Here is a 22,158-nt window from a genome sequence, read left to right as displayed (position 1 = left end):
TCACCCTTTTGGTTCCGTAAATTGATACGGAGAGATTTTCGTGCGCGTCACGCGCTCAGTGATGGATTTTAAACAAGTGAAATTACAACAATACCTTTTAGCGCTATCGGTTAGCGCAGCGGTATTGACGACAACATCTGTATACGCCAGTGAGCAACTCAGTACTGGGCAAGCCGGTGGCGTCGTCAAGCCAATAGCCGAAAATATGCTCTCTCAACTCATCGAAGCGGCGCTTTCTAATGACGGGATTCGCCGTCAGTATTACGCAGAAGCTCAAGCGATGCGTGAAACGGGTAAAGCAAGTGCAACCTTAATGGATCCCAAACTCAGATTCGGAGTAACAGGATTACCGACCGATAGCTTTGCTTTCGATGAAGACCCAATGACGAATATTTCGGTGGGTCTGATGCAGCAATTCAACCGTGGAAATACTGCTGCACTCAATGATAGAAAAGCCGTATTTCAAGCAGGCGGATTGGAAGTTCAGGCTGCGGCCAGAGAACTCGAAGTCATCAACGCCATGACTAAAATATGGCTCGAACTGGGTTATCAGCAAGTGGCAAACCGGGTTCTGCTTGAAAATCGCAAACTCATGCAAGAGCTGGAAAGTTTCATTCAAACCAATTACGCCATTGGCAAAAGCGAAACTCAGGATCTGATTAATGCCCAGCTGCAAGTGACCAAGCTGGATGAAAAAATTCAGGCGAATGAGCAAATGCAACAGCGACTCAGCGCCCAGTTCTCAGAATGGTTAGGCTCTGATTGGCTCTTCAATACCAAATCGCTGACAGCGTCTAACCAACTGAATTGGGACACTTTACACGATATCGAAACGACAGCACCCCATCACAACTATTACTCTCAGCTCAATCAAAACCCTGTGGTACGGATGGCCGATGCTTCCATTGATGTGCGTCGCACGCAAGTTGACCTCGCGCGTCAATCCTACACACCACAGTTCGGTGTGGAGCTGATGTATGCCTATCGCCAGTCAAACGATATGCGAGGTGACCCCGCTTCTGACTTAATCAGTGCCTACATCACCGTGGATATCCCTTTGTTTACAGGGAATAAACAAGATCGAAACTTAGCCGCCGCACAATATCAGGTCAGTGCGGCTCAGTCGCAAAAAGACACCCTTATCAGTCAAATGAACGCCAAAGTGAATGCCTTGCTGACGGATAAAAATAACCTTGCTCAGCGTCTCGAACGCTTTGAATCCACCTTATTACCTCAGGCGGATTCACGCGTCAAAGCAACCGAACGAGGCTATCAGAACAACACGGCTCAATTAAATGATGTGATTCTAGCCAGCCGTGATGCACTCGCATTAGAGCTGGAATACCAGCGCCTCATCACCGATCTCAATCTGGTGAATAACAACCTTTCCGCGTTACTGAACAGCTATAGCTATCAGGTCGATAAACCGGAAATTTCTATCGAGTCAGGGCAGCAATAAATAACAAGGCAGAATAATGAAAACACTTTACATTACAACACTCGCGCTGATTATCGGCGCAACGTTAGGGTTTGGTGTACAAACACAACTCTCACAATCAGACATGGCGAATCATTCCACTGATACAACGCAAGCTCAGGCAAGTAATGAGCCGCTTTACTGGGTCGCGCCAATGGATCCGAACTACCGGCGCGACCAGCCGGGTAAGTCTCCGATGGGAATGGATCTGATTCCGGTCTATGCGGAAGATGCAGCCCAAGACACCAAACCGGGGACAGTGACGATTGATCCGGCCGTTGAAAATAATCTCGGAGTTAAATGGCAACAGGCTCAGATGGCTCCCTTGTCTCCCCACATCGAAACGGTCGGTTATATCGCTTTTGATGAAAGTCAGTTATGGCAGACCAACGTCCGTGTCGCCGGTTGGGTAGAAAAGCTGAATATCAATGCCGTCGGCGATAAGGTCACTCAAGGGGATGTGCTCTTTACCCTTTATTCTCCTGAATTAGTCAAAGCACAGGAAGAGCTTTTAAATGCTTACCGCACAGGCAGGAGTGGATTGGTTAAAGGTGCAACCGAGCGGTTAATGACACTGGGTGTTGACCGTCAGCAGATTCAAGCTATTTTGCAACGCGGTAAAACATCACAAACCATGGATATTAAGGCAAAATCGGACGGCATTATCGCCAGCCTGAATATTCGCGAAGGCGGTTATCTGTCTCCGGCACAAGCCGTTATTAGCGCGGGCCCCATTGATCATGTCTGGGTTGATGCAGAAGTATTTGAGCGCCAGTCACACTGGGTAAAAGCCGGCAGCAAAGCCAAAATGACATTGGATGCGATTCCGGGAAAAGAATGGCAAGGGGAAATTGACTATGTCTATCCCATTTTAGATCCGCAGACCCGGACGTTACGCCTGCGGCTAAAATTTCCCAACTCACAAGGCGAACTGAAACCGAACATGTTTGCCAATATTTCGCTGCAACCGGTGACTGACGAATCGGTTCTGACCATTCCTAAATCCGCAGTCATCCGCACGGGGGGAATGACTCGCGTGGTGTTATCTGAAGGCAATGGCAAATATCGTTCTGCACGAATTCAGGTTGGACGCGAAGCCGGAGACCAAATTGAAGTGCTTCAGGGGCTGACCCCGCAAAGTCGCGTTGTCTCATCCGCACACTTCCTGCTTGATTCCGAGTCCAGCCAAACCGCTGACTTAGCGCGTATCGATGGCATAGGAGAGAAGACCAACAGCGTTATCGCGGGCGAAGTTTGGGTCGAAGGTGATATCACCACGCTGATGCCGGACTTCGGCATGATTACACTGCAGCATTTACCGGTTTCTGAATGGCACTGGCAAGCCGGTGAAATGAACTTTACTGTTGACCCTGATGTAAAACTGACAGGTCTGGCAGAAGGTGACCGGGTTCGATTTCTGGTGCAAAAACAGAACGATGATTTCGCTTTGAAAAGCATTGAACGTATCGGAGGCAAGCAATGATCAATGCCATAATTCGCTGGTCTCTGCACAACCGCTTCATTGTCCTTCTGGCGACAATTGCGCTTGTCGGCGCAGGGCTGTTCAGTGTGAAAAATACGCCGGTCGATGCAATTCCTGATTTGTCCGACGTGCAGGTCATCATAAAAACCAGCTATCCGGGGCAAGCCCCGCAGGTTGTTGAAGATCAGGTGACCTATCCGCTGACCACAGCTATGCTCGCGGTACCGGGAGCAGAAACCGTTCGTGGCTACTCCTTCTTCGGTGACTCGTACGTCTATATCATTTTTAATGATCAGACCGATATGTATTGGGCGCGTTCTCGGGTATTGGAATACCTCAGTCAGGTTGCGCCCAAATTGCCGGCCAATGCCAAACCAACGCTTGGCCCGGATGCGACAGGAGTCGGTTGGGTGTTCAGTTATGTCCTGCAAGATAAAACCGGTCAGCATGATTTGGCTCAGCTTCGCAGCTTACAGGATTGGTTCTTAAAGTATGAGTTACAAACCGTTGATGGCGTATCAGAAGTCGCCACCGTCGGCGGTATGGTCAAGCAATATCAGATTCAGATTGATCCGGCAAAACTGCGTGCTTATAACCTGACCCTTCAACAAATCAATATGGCAATTCAGAACGGCAATCAGGAAACGGGTGCATCGGTCATTGAAGTCGCGGAAGCCGAGCACATGGTTCGTACTACCGGATATCTGACAAGTATTGAAGACATTGAATCATTGCCGCTGAAAGTGACAGCAAAGGGAACGCCACTGCGACTCGGTGATATTGCCGATATCAACTTAGGGCCACAAATGCGCCGTGGGATTTCTGAACTCAACGGTGAAGGTGAAGCCGTCGGTGGTGTGATTGTGATGCGCTTTGGTGAAAACGCAAGCCAGGTTATCGACAACGTGAAAGCCAAGCTTGAAGCATTGCAGCGCGGTCTGCCTCAGGGCGTGGAGATCGTCCCGACTTATGATCGCTCGACGCTCATTAATGCTGCGGTTGATAATCTTTGGCAGAAACTGGCAGAAGAGTTCATCGTGGTTGCCATTGTATGTGCTCTGTTCCTGTTCCACATTCGTTCATCACTCGTGATCGCCCTGAGCTTACCGGTGGGCATTTTGTCGGCTTTCATTATCATGCACTGGCAAGGGATTAACGCAAATATTATGTCATTGGGCGGTATCGCTATTGCCATCGGCGCAATGGTCGATGGTGCTATCGTCATGATCGAAAATGTGCATAAACATATTGAGCGAACACCCCTGACGGATAAAAACCGCTGGCAAGTCATCGGCAATGCCGCTCAGGAAGTGGGGCCACCCCTGTTTTTCTCTCTGCTGATTATCACGTTAAGCTTTGTCCCGGTCTTCGCACTGGAAGGTCAGGAAGGGAAAATGTTCTCTCCGTTAGCGTTTACGAAAACCTATGCCATGGCAGCATCAGCGGGGCTGGCCATTACATTAGTGCCTGTACTCATGGGCTATTTTATTCGCGGTAAGATCCTACCGGAACATAAAAACCCGGTAAACAAAGCGTTAGTCGGTCTTTATCGTCCACTGCTCAACCTGAGCCTCAACTATCCTAAATCAGTGTTAGTTCTGGCAATTGCGCTGATGGCTTCAGCGTATTACCCAACCAGTCAACTCGGCAGTGAATTTATTCCGCCATTGGATGAGGGCGATTTGATGTATATGCCGACCACTTATCCGGGGATTTCCATTGGTAAAGCGCGCGAATTGCTACAACAAACCAATAAACTGATTAAAACGGTTCCTGAAGTGAAAACCGTGTGGGGCAAAGTGGGACGAGCCGAAACCGCAACCGACCCTGCCCCACTGACAATGATCGAAACCGTGATTCAGCTGAAACCACGCGCAGAGTGGCGAGCCGGTGTCACCAGCGAATCCTTACGGAAGGAGTTTGACAATCTGATTCAGTTCCCCGGATTAACCAACGCATGGGTCATGCCAATTAAAACCCGCATCGACATGTTGGCAACAGGGATAAAAACCCCGATCGGTATCAAAATTGTGGGACCGGAACTCAAAACCATTGAGCGCATAGGTTCAGCGCTGGAACCCATTCTCAACCAGATTCACGGCACAGCGTCTGTCTACGCTGAACGCGTCGCGGGCGGCCGGTATGTCACCGTAGATATCAAACGTAAAGCCGCAGCGCGATACGGACTCAATATCAAAGATGTTCAGCAAGTTGTGTCAACGGCCATTGGCGGTATGAATGTCGGTGAAACCATTGAAGGGCTAGAGCGCTATCCCATTAATGTTCGCTACCCGCAAGACTACCGTGATTCCGTCACTAAGCTGCAAAACCTGCCGTTAGTCACGCCAAATGGTGCACGGATTGCGTTGGCCGATGTCGCTGATATTCGTTACGAAGACGGGCCTCCCATGATCAAAACCGAAAACGCGCGCCCTAACGGTTGGGTTTTCGTCGATATCGACGGCAGAGATCTTGGCTCCTATGTGACAGAAGCGCAACAACGTGTTGCTGATGAGCTGAAACTGCCCGCGGGATATTCTCTGGCATGGTCAGGACAATACGAATATATGGAACGTGCGAAACAGCGCCTGAGTGTGGTGATTCCCATTACACTCACCATCATCACGCTACTGCTCTATTTCAGCTTCCGACGCATAGGCGAAGTCCTGATTATTATGGCGACACTGCCTCTGGCTATGGTTGGCGGCTTATGGCTGATGTATGCGCTCAATTACAACTTATCTATCGCCGTGGGGGTTGGCTTTATCGCGCTATCCGGTGTCGCGGTTGAAATTGGCGTCATCATGTTGGTTTATCTCAATCAGGCTTGGCACTACACCAAACTCAAAGCCCGGGAACAAAACGTTCCCATCACACCCAAGGACTTGAACAACGCCATCCGCGAAGGTGCGGGATTGCGTGTTCGCCCGGTCATGATGACGGTTATTACCGTCATTATCGGTCTGATTCCGATCATGTACGGCCACGGTACCGGCTCACAAATCATGCAACGTATCGCTGCACCGATGATCGGCGGTATGGCTTCAGCCCTACTACTGACTCTGCTTGTCATACCAGCAATCTTCAAGCTGTGGAAACAGCGTGAAACTAAATAGATATCGACCATTAATGAGGAAATAAATAATGATGAAAAAACTCACTTTAGCTATCGCGTTAACCATCAGTTCATCTGTTGCTTTCGCAGACACGAATAATGCGCAGAACCACGGCTCAATGAACAATGGCACGAATATGAATCATCGTAATATGATGAATATGGATCATATGTCTGATGTCGGTATGCCTGCCACCGGCGTAAAACCGAACAAGGTTGTTCATGTCCTGCTTTCTGATGATATGAAGATCACATTCAAAAAAGAGATAAACATTGCCCCTAACGATGTGGTTCAATTTGTCGTGATGAATACGGGTAAGATAGATCATGAGTTCACGATTGGCTCTGAAGCCGAACAACTGATGCATCGTGACATGATGAAAGAAATGAACGGCCAACATATGCATGATATGGGAAATGCCGTTACAGTCGAGCCCGGAAAGGCCAAGCAGCTTATGTGGCATTTCCACGGTGAAAAAAACGTTGAATTTGCCTGTAATATTCCGGGTCATGCCGAAGCCGGTATGACGAAGAACATCACACTTTAAATGCAATCCGCCCCAAGAGTTTCCTCTTGGGGCGATGACGATTAAACACAAGCCCCGGCATGAACTAAAATGCCAAATGTGGGACATCACTCTTGAACCGTTTGTATATGCCTTTCGAGCATAAAAAAAGCACCGCTGTTGCGATGCTTAATATCTGAGTTTTTCTATGCTTTGGCCGGCCCGGCAAGACGTCCATAAGCAGATTTAGGGGCCTGAACTCTTAAAGTTTTACCAAATGATGACTTACTCTTAGAAGCGTGAACCTGCATACGCTTAATAGCTTTATCTACATTTACATCATTTGCTTTGTCTGTTGCTACAGTCAACATAATAGCCCCCTTAGTTGTCCTAACTATAACTGATCATAACCAATTTGGAAAGCAGCTTAGCCTTCATCTACTACAACACGTTTAAACAATGCATTGTTTTTAGGATCAAATGGATCACTTTCATCAAAGCCTAATTCACGATAGTAATTTAACAAATGCTCATCATCGATTGGATCTTGAATACCAATCCAATCCGCTTTAATAGCAACAGCAAACAACTCCGCACAGCGTGAAGCAATAGGAACAATGTACCCTTTTAAAGGATTTTCAACTTCACCACCCTGAATATAGTTGATTTTAACAACCAATTTCCCTTCACTCGCTTTGCCGATCATAAGACCACACAAATCTTCACCATACCATACAGCAAGCTCTACTCTAGCCATATGATCTCTGCGGTATTGATCTCGCACTTGTCGCCAATCCCATCCGATTTGACGATTTACTGGTATATCCCATTTATCCTGAGAGTGGAGAGCATCTTCACTGATTTCTGTTAAATCAATATGACCAATAAAGTCAGGCTCAAACTGCTCAAAATCATCTTGAGTCTGAGCTAATACAGCAAGTCTAAGTTGTTGATACTTATTAGCAATAGCTGGGTTATTCATGCTTCTATTATATCTACTAATATTTAATTGAAAAAATGATACCACGTTTTTATAGCACTGACGTTTCAACCAAGAATCATCCGCATAATTTGGCAAAAAAACAGACTTATGATTGATAATCATCTGTATGATCTCATAAAACTGCCTCAACAAAGTGACAAGAGACGCATATCCGCAACTGATAAATCAATAACTTTAAAGCCAGAATATTGCTCCGTACTCATTTCCCGCCCTCAACATATACAGATTCACACAATGTCGGTTTAGCCCCATATCGCCAAACCACCAAATTTAGCCATAAACAGCTAAACTTGTATAATTAGCCATAAACAGCTAAATTAACACAAGGAAATAGCGCGGAGTTTCATGTGGCGGCGACCGATAAAGCAATTGCCGTGATCAGTGGTGATATCGTTAATTCAACTCAGTTAGATGCTGAGCAGTTTGACCGACTCCTGACACGCATCAAAGAGATTCAGACATGGATGAGTACCGAAAACACATCCAATGCGCACAGTATTATCCGGGGGGATGAATTTCAGAGTGTGGTGCATGATATTGAAAATGCGCTGAGATACACCCTCCTTTATCGGCTCGGGATTAAAGCGCTCGGCAAAACCTTTGACAGCCGGATTAGCTTCGCTATTGCGGCTCATGCCGATCTGCGTGAGTCGGTCTCGGAATCGATGGGAGAGGCATTTGTCCTGTCCGGACGCGGGCTCAAGTCATTAAAAAACCATCGGTTGATTTTTAGTTCTGACCGTCCGGAACTCAACGCACAGTTTGACTTACTCTTTCAATACCTCGACAGACAGTTGACTGACTTAACCGCACGCCAGTGTGAAGTCATGCTGCCGATGCTGCAAAGCCATCAGGATCTGTCGGTGAGTGAGTTAGCCGAACAGCTCGGTATTGCGACGGCAACGGTCAGTAAATCACTGAAGGCGTCGGGCTGGTCGCTCATCAGTGCACTCAATCAACAATTTATCAACCAAGTGGCAGGGTTCAAAAATGTCTGATTTTTTGACGGTTTTCATCGCGTTTTTACTGATTCATCTGATCGGTGATTTTTACCTCCAACCCGGACGATGGCGGGCAGCCAAGCACAAATCCACCTATCGCGCCCCGCAACTATATATTCATGCGTTATTGCAGGGCATTGCGCTCTCGGTGCCGGCCATGGTGCTTGGCATGGATTGGCGTACCACGGCTTGTTTGATTGCGATTGTTGCAGTGATTCATGTGCTGATTGACCTGTGGCAAGCGACGCGCAATCCACATCAATTTACGCATATGGTGGCAGAGCAAGCCCTCCATACTGTCGTGTTTGCACTGCTCGCATTTTACATCACCACGGATATCACCATTAGCACGATGCTTCAGCATGACAAGTTTGCTCAAGGTATGTTGGTGGCCTTGGCATATGTGCTGGTTCTCAAACCGACGTCAGTAGGGATTGGCAGCCTCTTAAACAAATATTCCATGACCGTGACTGACAACCATCCGCAAATGAATGGCCTTGTCGCAGGTGGTGAGTTGATCGGTTATTTAGAGCGAATCCTGATCCTGACATTTACGCTGGTCGGAAGTTATGCCGCGGTCGGTTTTGTCTTCACCGCCAAATCCATATTCAGATTCGGTGAACTGAACAAATCAGACAGCCGCAACCTCACCGAATATGTTTTGATCGGTTCGCTGTTATCGGTGGTGATCGCCACCCTTGTCGGCACCCTAGTTTCACTCGGCCTCGATATCAAAATCTCGATATCAAAATAAAGCGATGGTGAAACATTTACGTCCATAAAAACAGTGATAGCAGCTAAAAAATACCCGGACGGTGTTCCTGTCCGGGCAAAGAAGGATTTTGGCTTGTGGTTAATCAGTACTGGCACGGGATGGTGACAGAGCACAGATCATGTTGATCAAGCAGTCCAGCGCCACCGCCACATCCTGAGTCTCTACATTTTCTCGCGGATTATGGCTGATGCCTTTTTCACAACGGACAAACAACATGCCCATCTCGGCAATATTTGCCATCACCATCGCATCATGACCGGCACCACTGGCAAGATAACAGACATCTTTCCCGGTCGCTGATTCGACCACATCTGCCCAGACCTGTTGTAGCCGATCACTACATGGCACGGCCTGCGCCTGATAGATCTGTTCATGGGTTATGGTTAAACCGCGCTTGTCAGCGATAGCCGCTAATTGTGTCATCAGTAATGGTGCACAGTAATCCAGTTTGTCTTGCGACTGACTGCGAATATCCAATGAAAACTGCACCTGTCCGGGAATCACATTGACCGCTGCGGAGCGCACCTCACACTTGCCAACCGTCGCGACAATTTCATGCTCGGTAGCAAACGCTTCAATACAGGCAATCATCTCCGCCGTGCCACATAGCGCATCATGACGCAGCGGCAGCGGCACGGTACCGGCATGTCCGGCAACACCAGACACATCAATCAGAAACCGTTTTGCCCCGGCAATCGCAGTCACCACGCCGACGGGCAAGTCGAGACTTTCCAGCAGCGGCCCTTGTTCGATATGCACTTCCAGATAAGCGAGCGTCTCTTCCGGCTGGCGGGCAGCATCAACCACTTTGTCAGGATCGAGCCCGAACCGCTTCATCGCTTCGCCAATCGTGACGCCATCTTTATCTTTGCGATCTAATAAGGCCGGATTCCACATGCCGGCCACCGGGCTGGAACCCAGCAGCGTGGTCTGAAAACGGGTGCCTTCTTCATCGGCAAATGCCACCACATCAACATGAAACGGTAAATCAACGCCTTTGAGCGCATCTAGTGCTTCAATTGCCAGTAAAATCCCCAGCGGGCCGTCATAACCACCGGCATTGGCGACAGTATCACTGTGCGAACCGATGATCAGCGTCGGCATTTCAGGATGTGCCGAGACTTTTCTGCCCCACTGATTGCCGACTTCATCCTGCCAGATTTCCAGACCGGCCTGCGTCATCCACTGCGCCAGTTGTTGATGTGCTTGACGATGCTCTTCGGTCAGATAAGCCCGTAGAATGCCGTTTGGCATTGCGCTGAATGAGGCTAATGTCTGAATTCTTTCCATCACCTGTGTGGCCCGGTGTGCCGCCTGCATACGCGCTCCTTGTGATTGCCTCATATTTTGTGACTTTTCCTTGCTTTGACGATGGTCCGAATCAGGCACCGAAGACATCCATTGCCGCAGCAACAGCCTGACCGGGAGCGACGGGTACTCTGGCTTTCAGTAACACCGATTCCAGTGCCGCCAGTGTCATCAGGACACATTCCTGACGGGCGTTATACCCCATAGTGCCAATGCGCCAGATTTTGCCGTGAAGTGGTCCGAATGAGGTGCCGATTTCGATACCGAAGCGATGTAACAGTTCTTGGCGAACGAGATCACCATTGATTTGTTCAGGAATATAAACCCCGACCACATTGTTCATTTTGTATTGTTGATTACCGAACAGCGTTAAGCCCATCGCTTCAAGGCCGACCGCCATCGCCCGTCCGGCTTGTTGGTGGCGGGCGATCACCTGCGTTGCGCCCTCTTCGAGATAGAGCCGGGCACACTCACGCGCAGCATACAACATACTGGTTGCTTCCGTGTGGTGGTTGAGTCGCTCCGGCCCCCAGTAATCCATCACCATCGCTAAATCAAAGTAGTTGGATAAAATCGGCGTATCCTCCCCATCCTGATGGGCTGCGGTACGAATGCCGGCTTCAACCCGTTTGCGCCGGTTAATCACCTCAACGCAGCGTTCACTGAGCGTCACCGGTGCGCTACCCGACGGCCCGCCCAGACATTTTTGTAGTCCGGCAGAGACCGCATCGAGATGCCATGCATCCACTTTAAGCTCATTCCCGGCAATCGATGCCGTTGCATCACAGTAAAACAGCACCCCGTAACGCTGACAGATTTCACCGATCTCAGCCAGCGGCTGATTCATGGTGGTTGAGGTATCACCTTGCACAGTAGCCAGCATTTTCGGCTGAAACTCACGAATCGCGGCTTCAACTTTCTCCGGCGGGCACACCTCGCCCCATTCAATATCGATCGTCTGTACCGCAGCACCAACCCGGTGAGCGATTTCACACAACAGATGGCCGAACCGGCCAATCACCGGAATCAACACTTTGTCCCCCGGCTGCAACACCGATACCAGTACGGCCTCAATCCCGGCCCGCGCGGTACCATCAACAAGCAAGGTCTGTTGATTCTGCGTCTCAAATACATTGCGATAAAGGGCTTGTACCTGATTCATATAGCCGGTCATGACCGGATCGTACTGCCCAATCAAAGCCGACGAAATCGCCTGATGCACCCGGGGATACGCGTTAATCGGTCCCGGTCCCATCAGCATCCGCTGTGGTGGGTTGAGGGTTTCAAATAGTGGATTGGTTTCCATACATCTCTCCATAAAATCTGATTCAAATCGTCGGTTTAAAACGGACCGGTCAAGGCATCACCATCACTGCGCGGATCCGTTGCCGGAGTGGCTTGACCGCTTTGATCTAACGTGATTGCACCGGCATGACCCATCAGTTCATTTTGATCTTTCACTTGTGTAATTTCGTGACCGCGCTCGCGCAATGTATCCTGATACGCCAGATATAAACTCTGCTCCAGCCGCAACTGGTGGGTATCATCCCCCCAAGTGCGTCCCAGCAACCAGCGCGGCATCGCAATCGCTTCATCCAGCGCATAGCCCTGATAGACATAACGGCTGAACAGGCAGGCCTGTGTCTGCGGCTGCCCTTCCCCACCCATGGTGCCGTACACGATCCGTTGTCCATCGTTCAGCTCGGCATAAGCTGGGTTTAAAGTGTGGAATGGTTTTTTGCCCGGTTTCAGCACATTGTGATGCGCGCTATCAAGCGAAAAGCTTTTCGCCCGGTTATTCCAGACAAATCCTAAATTCGGCAAAACCGCCCCGCTGCCGAACTCCCAGTACACACTCTGAATAAAGCTGACCATGGTGCCGTACTGGTCGGTCGCCCCCATCCACACCGTATCACCGGGTTTGGCGATATGCGGCCATGGCTGAGCCTGCGCCGGCGAAATACGTGTCGCACATGCGTCAATGCTCTGCTCAGTCAATAATTGCTGCAACGATATAGAGAGATCCGCTTCATCGGTCACGTATTGATCACGCAGAATAAACGCCTGTTTGGTCGCTTCGACCAGCAAATGGATGTGGTCAATCTCACCGTCAGCCTGAGCAACCAGTCGGTCATAAATCGACAAGATCAGCAGTGAGGCGACCCCTTGCGTCGGAGCACCGAAGTTATACAGTTTTCCTTTACCGGTCTGCACCGATAACGGTGCCATAACCCGAGCCTGATGGTGGTGGAAATCGTCAAGGGTCAGCGGGCTGCCTAATGCCGCCAGATCCGCCGCAGCTTGCTTGGCAATTTCTCCCCGATAAAAATCATCCAGACCTGCGGTTGCAAGCCGCTCAAAAGTGGTCGCCAGTGTCGGATTTCGCAGAATCTGCCCAATCTCAAGGGTCTTACCGTCCGGTAAATAGTGCTGAGCAAATGACGGAATATCCGCCAACATCGCCACCGTTTTTTCGCTCGCATTGACCAGACTCTGAGTGACCTCAATCCCTTCCCGGGCAGCCGTGATCGCCGGTTGCAACAGTTGCTGCAACGAGTGTCGGCGATGATTGAGCGTTAAAGCCTGCTGCCAGCCCGCGATCGTTCCGGCCATGGTGATCGCCGCTCTGCCACCGCTCGCCGGTAATGCATCACCTTGCGCACGATATACAGCCGGATCAATATTCAATGCAGCCGCGCCACAGCCGTCAATGGCTATCGGTTGTTGTCCCGGATGGCAAATTAACCAGAAGCTGTCTCCGCCAATACTATTCATATGCGGATACTGCACCGTCACCATTGCTGCCGCAGCAACCATCGCTTCACTGGCGGTGCCGCCCTCATCGAGAATTTTTTGTCCGGCTTGTGCCGCCCGGTAATGGGGCGCGGTAAATGCTGTCTGATATTTCATTGACTGTCCTCTCCGGCCATCAGTCTTGCGGCAATTGCCAGTAATCGACCTTCTTCATTGGGCAGTCCCAGCAGCGACATCCCACACGGGCCGTCAGTCATTCCCTGAAACGGTAAATGTAACTGAGGGAATCCGGACAAGCCGGCAATTGCGGTTAATCCCATCAGCTCAGTCCGGTAATCGGCCATAGCTTGTGGCGAAATATCCAGTGACGGTGGCCCGGCAGGTGTAGTCGGTAACAGCCAGACGCCGCCGTGTTCATCAAGCTGGGCGTATAACCACGTGCGGAATGCTTTCTGGCGAAGTTTTCCTTGTTGGTAAGTGGTATCAGCAACGGTTCTCGCCCATTTGACTCGTTCCAAAATGGCAGGGTCGAGCGAGTCCTCGTGTTCCGTCAGCCAGCGGCCATGTTTCTGAATAATTTCATAACCTTGAATACTGCGAAACAGCAGACTCAGCCCATCCAGTGTCCACTCGGACTGTGTGATAAAGTCTTTCTCTTCAAGCGCAATTCCGGCCCAACGGCAACGGTCATGCACCCGCTGATAACGATCTTCACTCAGATGCTGCGCCATAAAACGGTCGAGATAAAGGGTCGGAATCGGATCGACCGCATCCGGCACAGTTTCTGTCGATAGTTCACAGTAAACCGATGTCAAAACCGACAGATCCCGGGCAAAAATACCTGCGGTATCAAAGCTTTTAGCGAGTTCAAAGCAGTGGGTGAGGTCAAATTTCCCCAACGTCGGCCGTAAGCCGAATAAACCGCAATAACTGGCAGGAATCCGCACCGAACCACCGGTGTCAGTCCCGATAGAGAAATCGACATCTCCCTGAGCGACGGTGACGGCACTGCCGCTTGATGAACCACCGGGAATACAGCCGGGGGCAGCCGGGTTTTCAGGTGTGCCGTAATGAATGTTTTGCCCGTTCAGGCTGTAAGCCAGCTCGTCAGTCTGAACCCGGCCGCGACAGGTTGCCCCGGCGCTGAGTAAAGTTTCGATAATCGGTGAGGTCGCCTTTGCCGAGGCATGACTCTCTAGCCATGCGGGATTACCGGCACCGGTGTTATAGCCTGCGACATCAAATAAATCTTTAAACACAAAGCTCAGACCGGATAACGCCCCATCATCGGTTGCCGCAAGATAATCCGGCCCCTGCTGACAGTAAATACGTTGGTCTCTGACCTGATGTTGTCCCATATCTGTCTCTCCGCTTACGAGTTCGCAGCCGCCTCACTGGCCGGCTGATCACGTTTGGCATACCGATTCGCAAGAATTGCACAGTAGAAAATCTGAATCGGGTGATAAAGCATAATCGGTAGCAAAATCATGCCCAGATTCGGGTCGGTGCCGAAAATGGCCGTCGCCATCGGCACCCCTGCCGCCAAGGTTTTCTTGGTCCCGCAAAACACCGCAGCGACTTCATCTGGCCGTGAAAACTGACAGCGCTGCGCGCCCCACTGAATCGCATGAACCATCACCAACAGCACGATGCAACAAATGCCAATCGCAGTGGCAAGCATCCCGACCGAGAAGTTATGCCAGATGCCATTTGCAACCGAGTCACAAAACGCATTATAGACAATCAGTAGAATAACGTACTTATCGACTTTGTTGACCACAGACTTATGCCGTTCAATAAAATTGATTAATAACGGTCTGGCAAGTTGCCCGGCAATCATCGGGATTAACAACAGTTTGGCGATGGAGATCACCGAGCTCATCAGATCCAATTGCACCCCGGTCATCCCCATAAAAAACTGAATTAACAACGGGGTGAGAAACACACCGAGGATACTGGAAAGTGATGCGTTGAAAATTGCCCCCGGTACATTGCCTTTGCCGACACTGGTCATCGCCACCGAGGAGGAAATCGTGCTGGGCAGCACAAACAGATAGCAGAAACCAAAGGCGAGCGCTGTCGGCATAAATGCCAACATGCCATTGCCTAAAATCAACCACAGTAACGGATAAAACAGATAAGTCGCCAACTGGATATAGACGTGCAGTTTCCAGTTACTCACCCCGGCTTTAATCTTTTGCGGAGACAGCCCCAGCCCGTGTAAGAAGAACACAATTGCAACCCCAATCCCGGTCAGTTTATCGAGATGAATCAAGCCACCGGAACGACCAACCTGCTCAGAAACGGTCGCCAGCGCAATCGCGACCACCATGCCAACCAGAAACCACTCTTTTTTTAATTTATTGATGATACCCATTCTTGTTTATATCCATGTTGATGTGTTTATCATGTATTTATCGTCTCGTTATCACGACCCGCAGACCTTACTCTAACTCATTGAGCTGCGCATAGTTCATGCTGATCTTTCGACTGACCTGCGTCGATTTGCTGTTTAAGTGTAAAAACGTTTGATTGACCAGATGCGCAATCAAACTCATCGGCACTGCATAGCTGTCCAACGGCAGCTCATTGTTCATATAACAGATGAAGTAATGCGTGGCTTGCTGCGCGTACTTCTGTCCGGACTGATCGGTAATCAGCAAGCAATCTCGTTGCGCCAGAAAAGCCATCATTTTCTCAAAGTTTGCCACGCGACGACGGATACCGATCACAATCGTGAAATCATCCTCATCAATGGATGCCAGATCCTCACCGATGGTCTGACCGGGCAGCGGCAACAGTTCAACATGAGTCCGGCATTGCATCAATTGCTGACGAAAATGCATTGCCAGCGGGTAACTATTGCGATAGCCGATGATTTTAATCCGCTTCGCTGTTGCCAGTTTCTCAATTAATGGCTGGTGATCCTGTCGGGTCAGTTGTTCCCAGAGTTTTTCCAGTGCCCGGACTTCATGATTGAATTCAGAATCGTCCAGTGTCGTCATCATCACCGGCTGACCGTTGTCCCGCTCCGTCATCAGCTCTTGACGTAAGGCGAGATGGTCTTCATAGCCGAGTTTACGAATAAAGCGGCTGACACTGGTTTTCGAGACCTGACACGCCTCTGCGATTTCACTGGTTGACAGCATCAACACCTTTTCCGGATTGAGTTGCAAGTAATCCGCCAAACGCCGATTATTGTCTGTCAAACTGGCATAATGACGGGTAATCCGTTCACTGAGCGGACAGTTTGCCGTCGGCTGCTTGGATTGATTGACATCAGAGGTTCGGTCATTCATCACTGGTTTTATCTCCTGCCGGACGCTGTTATCGTGGCTACTGACGCTCGGCATGCAACGGTCGGTTCTATCAAGGGTCACCTCAAAATATTCAGTTAAAGTACCGCAGAGAGAAAACTTCTCAGCTCCGCAGTTTGTGGGTTGGCAAACACGGCTTCACTCGGCCCGGTTTCCCACACTTTCCCTTCATTCATAAACACGACCCGATCCCCGACATCCCGGGCAAAATTCATTTCATGGGTAACTAAAATCAAAGTCATCCCTTCGGCTTTCAACTGTTCAAGCACTTTCAATACTTCACCGACCAGTTCCGGGTCCAGTGCTGAGGTGATCTCATCACACAACAAAACCTTCGGCGACATCGCCAGTGAGCGCGCAATCGCCACGCGCTGTTGCTGCCCGCCGGAAAGGTTACCCGGATAGGCGTCGAATTTATCGCCCAGCCCGACTTTTTCCAAGAGCTCACGCGCAATCCGCTGACAGTCTGCGGCAGATTTTTTCTGCACCAGCTTCGGTGCCAGCATGACATTTTCACCGACCGTTTTATGCGGAAACAGATTGAAGCTCTGAAAAACCATACCGACACTCTGACTCAAAAGACGCAGTTTATATTCATCATTTTCGATGGCCTGCTGATCGACGATGATCGCCCCTTCCTGATAGGTTTCCAGCCCGTTCATACACCGCAGCAAAGTGCTTTTTCCTGAACCGCTCCGGCCGATAATCGAGATCACTTCTCCGGCTTGAATTTTCAGGTCTACCCCTTTCAACACATGGTTTTCACCATAAAACTTATGAACCTGATCAACACTGATAAGTGACATAATACTTTGCCTCCGAGCTGTAAATGAGTCGTCTTATTTTCAGTTTTTCCACACCAGTAACCTCACACCTTCCGTGATTCGAGATAACGGGCGAACATCGATAAAGGAAAACAGATCGCAAAATAGAGCAACGCGACCATGGCAAACACTTTAAACGGTTGAAATGTTGCGTTGTTGAGCATGGTGCCGGCTTTAGTCAGCTCGACAAAACCAATGATCGATGCCAAAGCGGTTCCTTTGACAATTTGCACCGAGAAACCAACCGTCGGTGCAATGGCAATGCGCATCGCCTGCGGGAAAATGACATGCCGCATTGTTTGCAGGTAAGTCAGACCCAATGTACGACAGGCTTCCCACTGACCTTTAGGTAAGGATTCAATACATCCCCGCCAGATATCATGGAAATACGCACTACTGAATAGCGTTAACGCCAGAATCGCTGCCGACCATGCACTGACTTCGATACCGAGCAGCGACAAGCCAAAGAAAGCCAGAAAAAGCTGCATCAGTAACGGTGTACCTTGAAACAATTCAACATAGAGCTGAATCAGGCGGGTAAACAACGGATTGCGTGTACTGCGCAATAAAGTCAGCGCCAGCCCGACCAAACCACCGCCGATAAAGGCATACACGGACAAGAGTACTGTCCAGCGGGCAGCCAGCAGGAGGTTACGGAAGATATCCCAATCGGTAAACTGCATCATCCTGAATCTCTCCTATAACGATGGGTTTTTAAATGCAAGGTAGCGAAGATAAGCGAATCCTTGGCGCATCAAAATCGCCAGCACCAGATAAATCACTGCGGTTAATGTGTAAGATTCAAAGCTCAGAAAACTACGCGATTGCACAAAGTTTGCCGCAAACGTCAGGTCTTCGACCGAAATCTGCGATACCACCGCCGAACCGAGCATCACAATAATGCACTGACTCACCAATGCCGGATAAACCCGCTGGTATGCCGGTGGCAAAACAATGTGGATGAAGATTTGACGTCGGGTCAGCCCCAGCGTTTTGCCGGCTTCCCATTGCCCTTGTGGCACCGCATCAATCCCTGCCCGGATAATCTCCGCACTGTATGCACCCAAATTGAACACCATGGCAATCACACCGGCCTCCCATGCGGTAAGCTTGAGACCGAGCGCCGGTAAACCGAAAAATATAAAAAAGAGCTGCACAATAAACGGGGTATTGCGCGTCACTTCAATGTAACTGGCACATAGCAAACGTAACCCGGATTGACGTCCGGTTCGCCCTGCCGCGCACAGTGTGCCGACCACCAGCCCTGCCACAGTAGAAATTACCGTCAGTTGCACAGTCGTCCAGACACCTGCCACAAACTGTGGCAGGTATGGCGCGAGTCCGGCATAGTCTAGCTGATAACTCATGCTGTTCTCCCGGAGGTTAAGCGCCTAAATCTTTCGGAAACGGTGCCTTGAGCCATTTTTGTGAAAACTGCTCCAATACACCGTCGGCTTTCGCCTGTTCGATCAACCGGTTCACTTCGCTGACCAACGCACTCTCACCTTTCATCACACCGACATAGCATGGGGAATTTTTCAGCAAAAACTTGGTCTGTGGTGCTTTATTCGGATAGCGCGTCGCAATCTCAGTCACCACCAGATTACCGGTCGCGATCAGACTGATCTGCCCTGATAAGAAAGCCGACAGCGTAGCATTGTTGTCTTCAAACCGTTTGATCGTTGCCGATGCCGGAGCCAGTTTGCTTAACTCAAGGTCTTCCACTGAACCGCGCGTCACGCCGACCGTCTTACCTGCCAAGTCATCCGCCGAGGTCACTTGCTCGTCTGCGGCACCGAATACGCCCAGATAAAACGGCGCATACGCTTCACTGAAGTCGATGGCTTTTTCACGCTGCGGATTTTTACCCATACTTGAAATCACCAAGTTGACTTTTTGCGTTTGCAGATACGGAATCCGGTTGGCACTGGTAACCGGCACCAATTCCAGTTTGACCTTCATCTGCTTGGCAATGTAGGCCGCCATATCGATATCATATCCCTGCGGTTGCATGTCAGTTCCGACAGAACCAAACGGTGGAAAGTCCTGTGGCACCGCCACTTTTAACACCCCACGTTGATGGATGGTTTCCAGTTGATCGGCTGACGCAGTCAGCGCGTATCCCATACACATGACCGAAGCCACTGCTATAGCAAACAATCGAAGTAATTTCATTTGAGTCCCTTATCTTGTCATGAAACGATTGAAACAATCAAATCAAATTCTGCAACGATTGTGCCATTTTAAAATTAACAATTTATCTTATTGATTTTATTAAGTATAAAATCAATAAACATAACTATAGCGATCCGTCATCGCACATCATTGGGCTATTCTCATGCAGTTAATGAACCAATACGGTGCAGTGGAACACAAACAAAAAATGGCGTACTGTTTCTAAATTCGACCACACTTCCTATCCAAAATGGAGCAATTTACGCTTGGATAATTGAAGGAGAGGGAGAAGGAAAAATGGAAGTAATAACAACACATTACCCTGTGGAAGTAGTGCGTTGGGTTTATTATGCCGCTAACCACGATGATACTGGCATAATAAACCATAGTGTAGCAACACGTAACGAATATAATCGTCTACTATGTCAGGTAGGAGGCTATAACCTCCCTCCTGAAAATCGAATCAGTCTAAACTAGAGGAATCTGCCAACATACTAGAACATCAGCTTTGCTTTGATTTGTACATTTTCCAGAGCCGCACTAAACGCCATCCAACCCAATATACAACTATGATCGTCAATAACCACAATATTTTGTCACCCAACAGCATATTCAGTGATGTCATAATAAAATAAGCACATGCGGCGAGCACGACAGAGACGGAAATCAACTTTAATTTGTCTTTGATAAATTCACTCATCAGTTCTGCCTCAATATATTGTCATTATGTCGCAGTGCATCATCAGCAGCCCAGCTTGGTAACACTTCGGTGCCATTTTTTTGCGTGTAGATTCACAATTGATTGAAAATTTGATTGGGCTGCGATGTGGTGGATTGATTGATCCGATTTATGATAAAAATCGGTTGGTTCGCCTTTACTCGATCAAAGGCGAACCGGGTTGTTACAGCCTTGATGCTCGTTACGATTTCTGTTTCGCCAGCTTCAAGCTGCCGACACGTGCACGCTCCGATTCCATCAGGAAACGATAAGTCGAGGCGGCAACGCCACCACCGATAAACAGCGCATAGTTGGCAAGCTCTGTGACCCAGAATGTGGCACAGACGGCAACGAAACCGGCAATAACCAGGGCGTAGATACTCTTTCTGTTCACCCCATTTTCATACCAGTATTGCCCTTGCGGGGATTCGGTATATAACGACGGAACATCAATCTGACCCTTTTTAATCAGGAAGTAATCGACCAAAATAATGCCATACAACGGACCAATCATCGCAGCCAGAATATCCACCGTGTAGTGAATGACTTCCGGGTTGCTAAACAGGTTCCACGGGGTCAGCAGTACCGAGCCAAACGCAGCGATAAAACCACCGAGTTTGAAACTGATCTTCTGCGGTGACACATTTGAGAAATCAAATGCCGGGGCAACAAAGTTCGCCACAATATTGATCCCAACGGTCGCAAAGATAAATGTCATTGCGCCCAGCACGGTAATCAGTCCTGAATCGAGTCGTTTGACCGTTTCAACCGGATCGGTAATCATCTCGCCAAAGACCGGAATCGAGGCAGAAACGATCACCACGCTGAACAGTGAAAACAGAATAAAGTTGAGCGGCAGTCCCAGCCAGTTGCCGAGCTTCAGCTTTTGATAGCTGCCGCAATAACGCGAGAAATCACTGAAGTTGAGAGTCGGGCCAGCGAAATAGCCGGCAACCAGTGCAATCGCAATGATCATCTGAGTGATCGCGTCCCACCCTTCCAGATTGTGGCTACTCAGGTTAAAGCTGATATTGTCCCATCCGGCGCGGTCAATCATGTACAGACATAGCGCAAACATCGCCACATAAATAGCAGGCCCTGACCAGTCGATCACTTTGCGAATCATCGCCATGCCAAACATAAAGACGATGGCTTGCATCAGCCACATCGCACTAAAGCCAATCCAGCCGAGATAGGATAATCCGAGGAAACTATCATCTGCCAAGCTGCTCATCTGCGGAAAAAAGTACAACAACAAAATAATAAATGAACTTGAAGCCAGAAAGGTTTGAATCCCGTACCAGACCACCGCGATTAACCCGCGAATCACCGCAGGAATATTAGCCCCGAACACCCCGAATGACATCCGGGCAACGACCGGAAACGGTGCACCGGATTGTTGACCCGGCTTGCCCATCAGGTTGGCAAAGACCATCACGATGGATATTCCGGCCAATAAACTGATAAATACCTGAATCCCATTCAGTCCGAGTGCAAACAAGCTCGCAGCGAAAACATAGCCGCCGACACTATGGACATCAGACATCCAGAACGCAAAAATACTATACCATCCCCATTTTTGTTCCGTATCCGGGGCCAGATCTGCATTACTCAGCCGTGGGCTGGTTGGTAGTTGTGTTGTTTTCATCATCGACTCTCCATGTCAAGATTGTATACAATGATAAATACAATTTATGTGCCA

At 49.3% G+C, this 22,158-nt stretch carries 19 protein-coding genes; 6 read left to right on the top strand and 13 right to left on the bottom strand.

The window, feature by feature from the left end:
• Nucleotides 1-61: 61 nt before the first annotated feature.
• From VRK_RS16940 to copI, 4 genes are read left to right on the top strand one after another with little or no spacing between them, the layout of a single operon-like run.
• The gene (locus tag VRK_RS16940) at nucleotides 62-1,459 is read left to right on the top strand and encodes a TolC family protein (RefSeq protein WP_059122465.1); all 1,398 of its coding nucleotides are present in this window, start codon (nucleotides 62-64) and stop codon (nucleotides 1,457-1,459) included.
• 16 nt (nucleotides 1,460-1,475) lie between these two features.
• Nucleotides 1,476-2,960 carry an efflux RND transporter periplasmic adaptor subunit gene (locus tag VRK_RS16935; protein WP_059122464.1) on the top strand — a complete coding sequence of 495 codons (1,485 nt, stop codon included), beginning with the start codon at nucleotides 1,476-1,478 and terminating at the stop codon, nucleotides 2,958-2,960.
• Nucleotides 2,957-6,076: an efflux RND transporter permease subunit gene (locus VRK_RS16930; protein ID WP_059122463.1), complete on the top strand. Its 3,120-nt coding sequence runs from the start codon at nucleotides 2,957-2,959 to the stop codon at nucleotides 6,074-6,076. The genes VRK_RS16935 and VRK_RS16930 overlap by 4 nt, the downstream gene beginning before the upstream one ends.
• 31 nt (nucleotides 6,077-6,107) lie before the next feature.
• Entirely contained in the window at nucleotides 6,108-6,623 is a 516-nt protein-coding gene (gene copI / locus VRK_RS16925; protein WP_059122819.1) for a copper-resistant cuproprotein CopI, read from the top strand.
• A gap of 164 nt (nucleotides 6,624-6,787) precedes the next feature.
• Here the strand turns inward: copI and VRK_RS21090 are convergent, their stop codons facing one another.
• The gene (locus tag VRK_RS21090; RefSeq protein ID WP_157371945.1) at nucleotides 6,788-6,952 is read right to left on the bottom strand and encodes a hypothetical protein; all 165 of its coding nucleotides are present in this window, start codon (nucleotides 6,950-6,952) and stop codon (nucleotides 6,788-6,790) included.
• Between the two features lie 56 nt (nucleotides 6,953-7,008).
• Nucleotides 7,009-7,686 carry a hypothetical protein gene (locus VRK_RS16920; protein WP_231735795.1) on the bottom strand — a complete coding sequence of 226 codons (678 nt, stop codon included), beginning with the start codon at nucleotides 7,684-7,686 and terminating at the stop codon, nucleotides 7,009-7,011.
• A 245-nt stretch (nucleotides 7,687-7,931) separates the two neighbouring features.
• Here VRK_RS16920 and VRK_RS16915 point away from each other — a divergent pair, with 245 nt between their 5' ends.
• On the top strand, nucleotides 7,932-8,582 hold the full coding sequence (locus VRK_RS16915) for a DeoR family transcriptional regulator (RefSeq protein ID WP_059122462.1): 651 nt from the start codon (nucleotides 7,932-7,934) through the stop codon (nucleotides 8,580-8,582).
• Nucleotides 8,575-9,339, top strand: a complete 765-nt coding sequence (locus tag VRK_RS16910; RefSeq protein ID WP_059122461.1) for a DUF3307 domain-containing protein — start codon at nucleotides 8,575-8,577, stop codon at nucleotides 9,337-9,339. Before VRK_RS16915 ends, VRK_RS16910 begins: the two co-directional genes overlap by 8 nt.
• A gap of 99 nt (nucleotides 9,340-9,438) precedes the next feature.
• On the opposite strand, the gene VRK_RS16905 is transcribed toward VRK_RS16910, so the two are convergent.
• From VRK_RS16905 to VRK_RS16850, 11 genes are all read right to left on the bottom strand, one after another.
• Nucleotides 9,439-10,680, bottom strand: a complete 1,242-nt coding sequence (locus VRK_RS16905; RefSeq protein WP_059122460.1) for an allantoate amidohydrolase — start codon at nucleotides 10,678-10,680, stop codon at nucleotides 9,439-9,441.
• Nucleotides 10,681-10,741: 61 nt separating this feature from the next.
• Nucleotides 10,742-11,974, bottom strand: a complete 1,233-nt coding sequence (locus tag VRK_RS16900) for a pyridoxal-phosphate-dependent aminotransferase family protein (protein WP_059122459.1) — start codon at nucleotides 11,972-11,974, stop codon at nucleotides 10,742-10,744.
• Between the two features lie 35 nt (nucleotides 11,975-12,009).
• Nucleotides 12,010-13,578: a gamma-glutamyltransferase family protein gene (locus VRK_RS16895; protein WP_059122458.1), complete on the bottom strand. Its 1,569-nt coding sequence runs from the start codon at nucleotides 13,576-13,578 to the stop codon at nucleotides 12,010-12,012.
• A complete protein-coding gene (locus VRK_RS16890) occupies nucleotides 13,575-14,780 on the bottom strand; it encodes an amidase (protein WP_059122457.1) in 1,206 nt (401 codons plus the stop codon). The genes VRK_RS16895 and VRK_RS16890 overlap by 4 nt, the downstream gene beginning before the upstream one ends.
• Nucleotides 14,781-14,794: 14 nt before the next feature.
• The gene (locus VRK_RS16885; protein WP_059122456.1) at nucleotides 14,795-15,799 is read right to left on the bottom strand and encodes a bile acid:sodium symporter family protein; all 1,005 of its coding nucleotides are present in this window, start codon (nucleotides 15,797-15,799) and stop codon (nucleotides 14,795-14,797) included.
• A 67-nt stretch (nucleotides 15,800-15,866) separates the two neighbouring features.
• Nucleotides 15,867-16,721 (bottom strand): MurR/RpiR family transcriptional regulator, encoded by an 855-nt coding sequence (locus VRK_RS16880; protein WP_059122455.1) that lies wholly within the window; start codon nucleotides 16,719-16,721, stop codon nucleotides 15,867-15,869.
• A 95-nt stretch (nucleotides 16,722-16,816) separates the two neighbouring features.
• The gene (locus tag VRK_RS16875; protein ID WP_059122454.1) at nucleotides 16,817-17,545 is read right to left on the bottom strand and encodes an amino acid ABC transporter ATP-binding protein; all 729 of its coding nucleotides are present in this window, start codon (nucleotides 17,543-17,545) and stop codon (nucleotides 16,817-16,819) included.
• A 62-nt stretch (nucleotides 17,546-17,607) separates the two neighbouring features.
• Complete coding sequence (locus VRK_RS16870) at nucleotides 17,608-18,249, bottom strand: amino acid ABC transporter permease (RefSeq protein WP_059122453.1); 642 nt, start codon at nucleotides 18,247-18,249, stop codon at nucleotides 17,608-17,610.
• Nucleotides 18,250-18,261: 12 nt separating this feature from the next.
• Nucleotides 18,262-18,930 (bottom strand): amino acid ABC transporter permease, encoded by a 669-nt coding sequence (locus tag VRK_RS16865; RefSeq protein ID WP_059122452.1) that lies wholly within the window; start codon nucleotides 18,928-18,930, stop codon nucleotides 18,262-18,264.
• A 16-nt stretch (nucleotides 18,931-18,946) separates the two neighbouring features.
• Complete coding sequence (locus VRK_RS16860; RefSeq protein WP_331456295.1) at nucleotides 18,947-19,696, bottom strand: transporter substrate-binding domain-containing protein; 750 nt, start codon at nucleotides 19,694-19,696, stop codon at nucleotides 18,947-18,949.
• 962 nt (nucleotides 19,697-20,658) lie between these two features.
• A complete protein-coding gene (locus tag VRK_RS16850; RefSeq protein ID WP_231735794.1) occupies nucleotides 20,659-22,107 on the bottom strand; it encodes an NCS1 family nucleobase:cation symporter-1 in 1,449 nt (482 codons plus the stop codon).
• Nucleotides 22,108-22,158 lie beyond the last annotated feature (51 nt).

Source organism: Vibrio sp. MEBiC08052 (genome assembly GCF_001506075.1).
Lineage (GTDB): Bacteria > Pseudomonadota > Gammaproteobacteria > Enterobacterales > Vibrionaceae > Vibrio.
The sequence above is the reverse complement of the archived record's forward strand: the minus strand, read 5'-3'. Positions and strand labels throughout refer to the sequence as shown.

Bases quoted from the DNA above. Each gene is read 5' to 3' on its own strand.
- VRK_RS16940 (WP_059122465.1), top strand. From the start codon at position 62: ATGGATTTTAAACAAGTGAAATTACAACAATACCTTTTAGCGCTATCG.
- VRK_RS16935 (WP_059122464.1), top strand. From the start codon at position 1,476: ATGAAAACACTTTACATTACAACACTCGCGCTGATTATCGGCGCAACG.
- VRK_RS16930 (WP_059122463.1), top strand. From the start codon at position 2,957: ATGATCAATGCCATAATTCGCTGGTCTCTGCACAACCGCTTCATTGTC.
- copI (WP_059122819.1), top strand. From the start codon at position 6,108: ATGAAAAAACTCACTTTAGCTATCGCGTTAACCATCAGTTCATCTGTT.
- VRK_RS21090 (WP_157371945.1), bottom strand. From the start codon at position 6,952: ATGTTGACTGTAGCAACAGACAAAGCAAATGATGTAAATGTAGATAAA.
- VRK_RS16920 (WP_231735795.1), bottom strand. From the start codon at position 7,686: ATGATTATCAATCATAAGTCTGTTTTTTTGCCAAATTATGCGGATGAT.
- VRK_RS16910 (WP_059122461.1), top strand. From the start codon at position 8,575: ATGTCTGATTTTTTGACGGTTTTCATCGCGTTTTTACTGATTCATCTG.
- VRK_RS16905 (WP_059122460.1), bottom strand. From the start codon at position 10,680: ATGCAGGCGGCACACCGGGCCACACAGGTGATGGAAAGAATTCAGACA.
- VRK_RS16900 (WP_059122459.1), bottom strand. From the start codon at position 11,974: ATGGAAACCAATCCACTATTTGAAACCCTCAACCCACCACAGCGGATG.
- VRK_RS16895 (WP_059122458.1), bottom strand. From the start codon at position 13,578: ATGAAATATCAGACAGCATTTACCGCGCCCCATTACCGGGCGGCACAA.
- VRK_RS16890 (WP_059122457.1), bottom strand. From the start codon at position 14,780: ATGGGACAACATCAGGTCAGAGACCAACGTATTTACTGTCAGCAGGGG.
- VRK_RS16885 (WP_059122456.1), bottom strand. From the start codon at position 15,799: ATGGGTATCATCAATAAATTAAAAAAAGAGTGGTTTCTGGTTGGCATG.
- VRK_RS16880 (WP_059122455.1), bottom strand. From the start codon at position 16,721: ATGAATGACCGAACCTCTGATGTCAATCAATCCAAGCAGCCGACGGCA.
- VRK_RS16875 (WP_059122454.1), bottom strand. From the start codon at position 17,545: ATGTCACTTATCAGTGTTGATCAGGTTCATAAGTTTTATGGTGAAAAC.
- VRK_RS16870 (WP_059122453.1), bottom strand. From the start codon at position 18,249: ATGATGCAGTTTACCGATTGGGATATCTTCCGTAACCTCCTGCTGGCT.
- VRK_RS16865 (WP_059122452.1), bottom strand. From the start codon at position 18,930: ATGAGTTATCAGCTAGACTATGCCGGACTCGCGCCATACCTGCCACAG.
- VRK_RS16860 (WP_331456295.1), bottom strand. From the start codon at position 19,696: ATGTGTATGGGATACGCGCTGACTGCGTCAGCCGATCAACTGGAAACC.
- VRK_RS16850 (WP_231735794.1), bottom strand. From the start codon at position 22,107: ATGATGAAAACAACACAACTACCAACCAGCCCACGGCTGAGTAATGCA.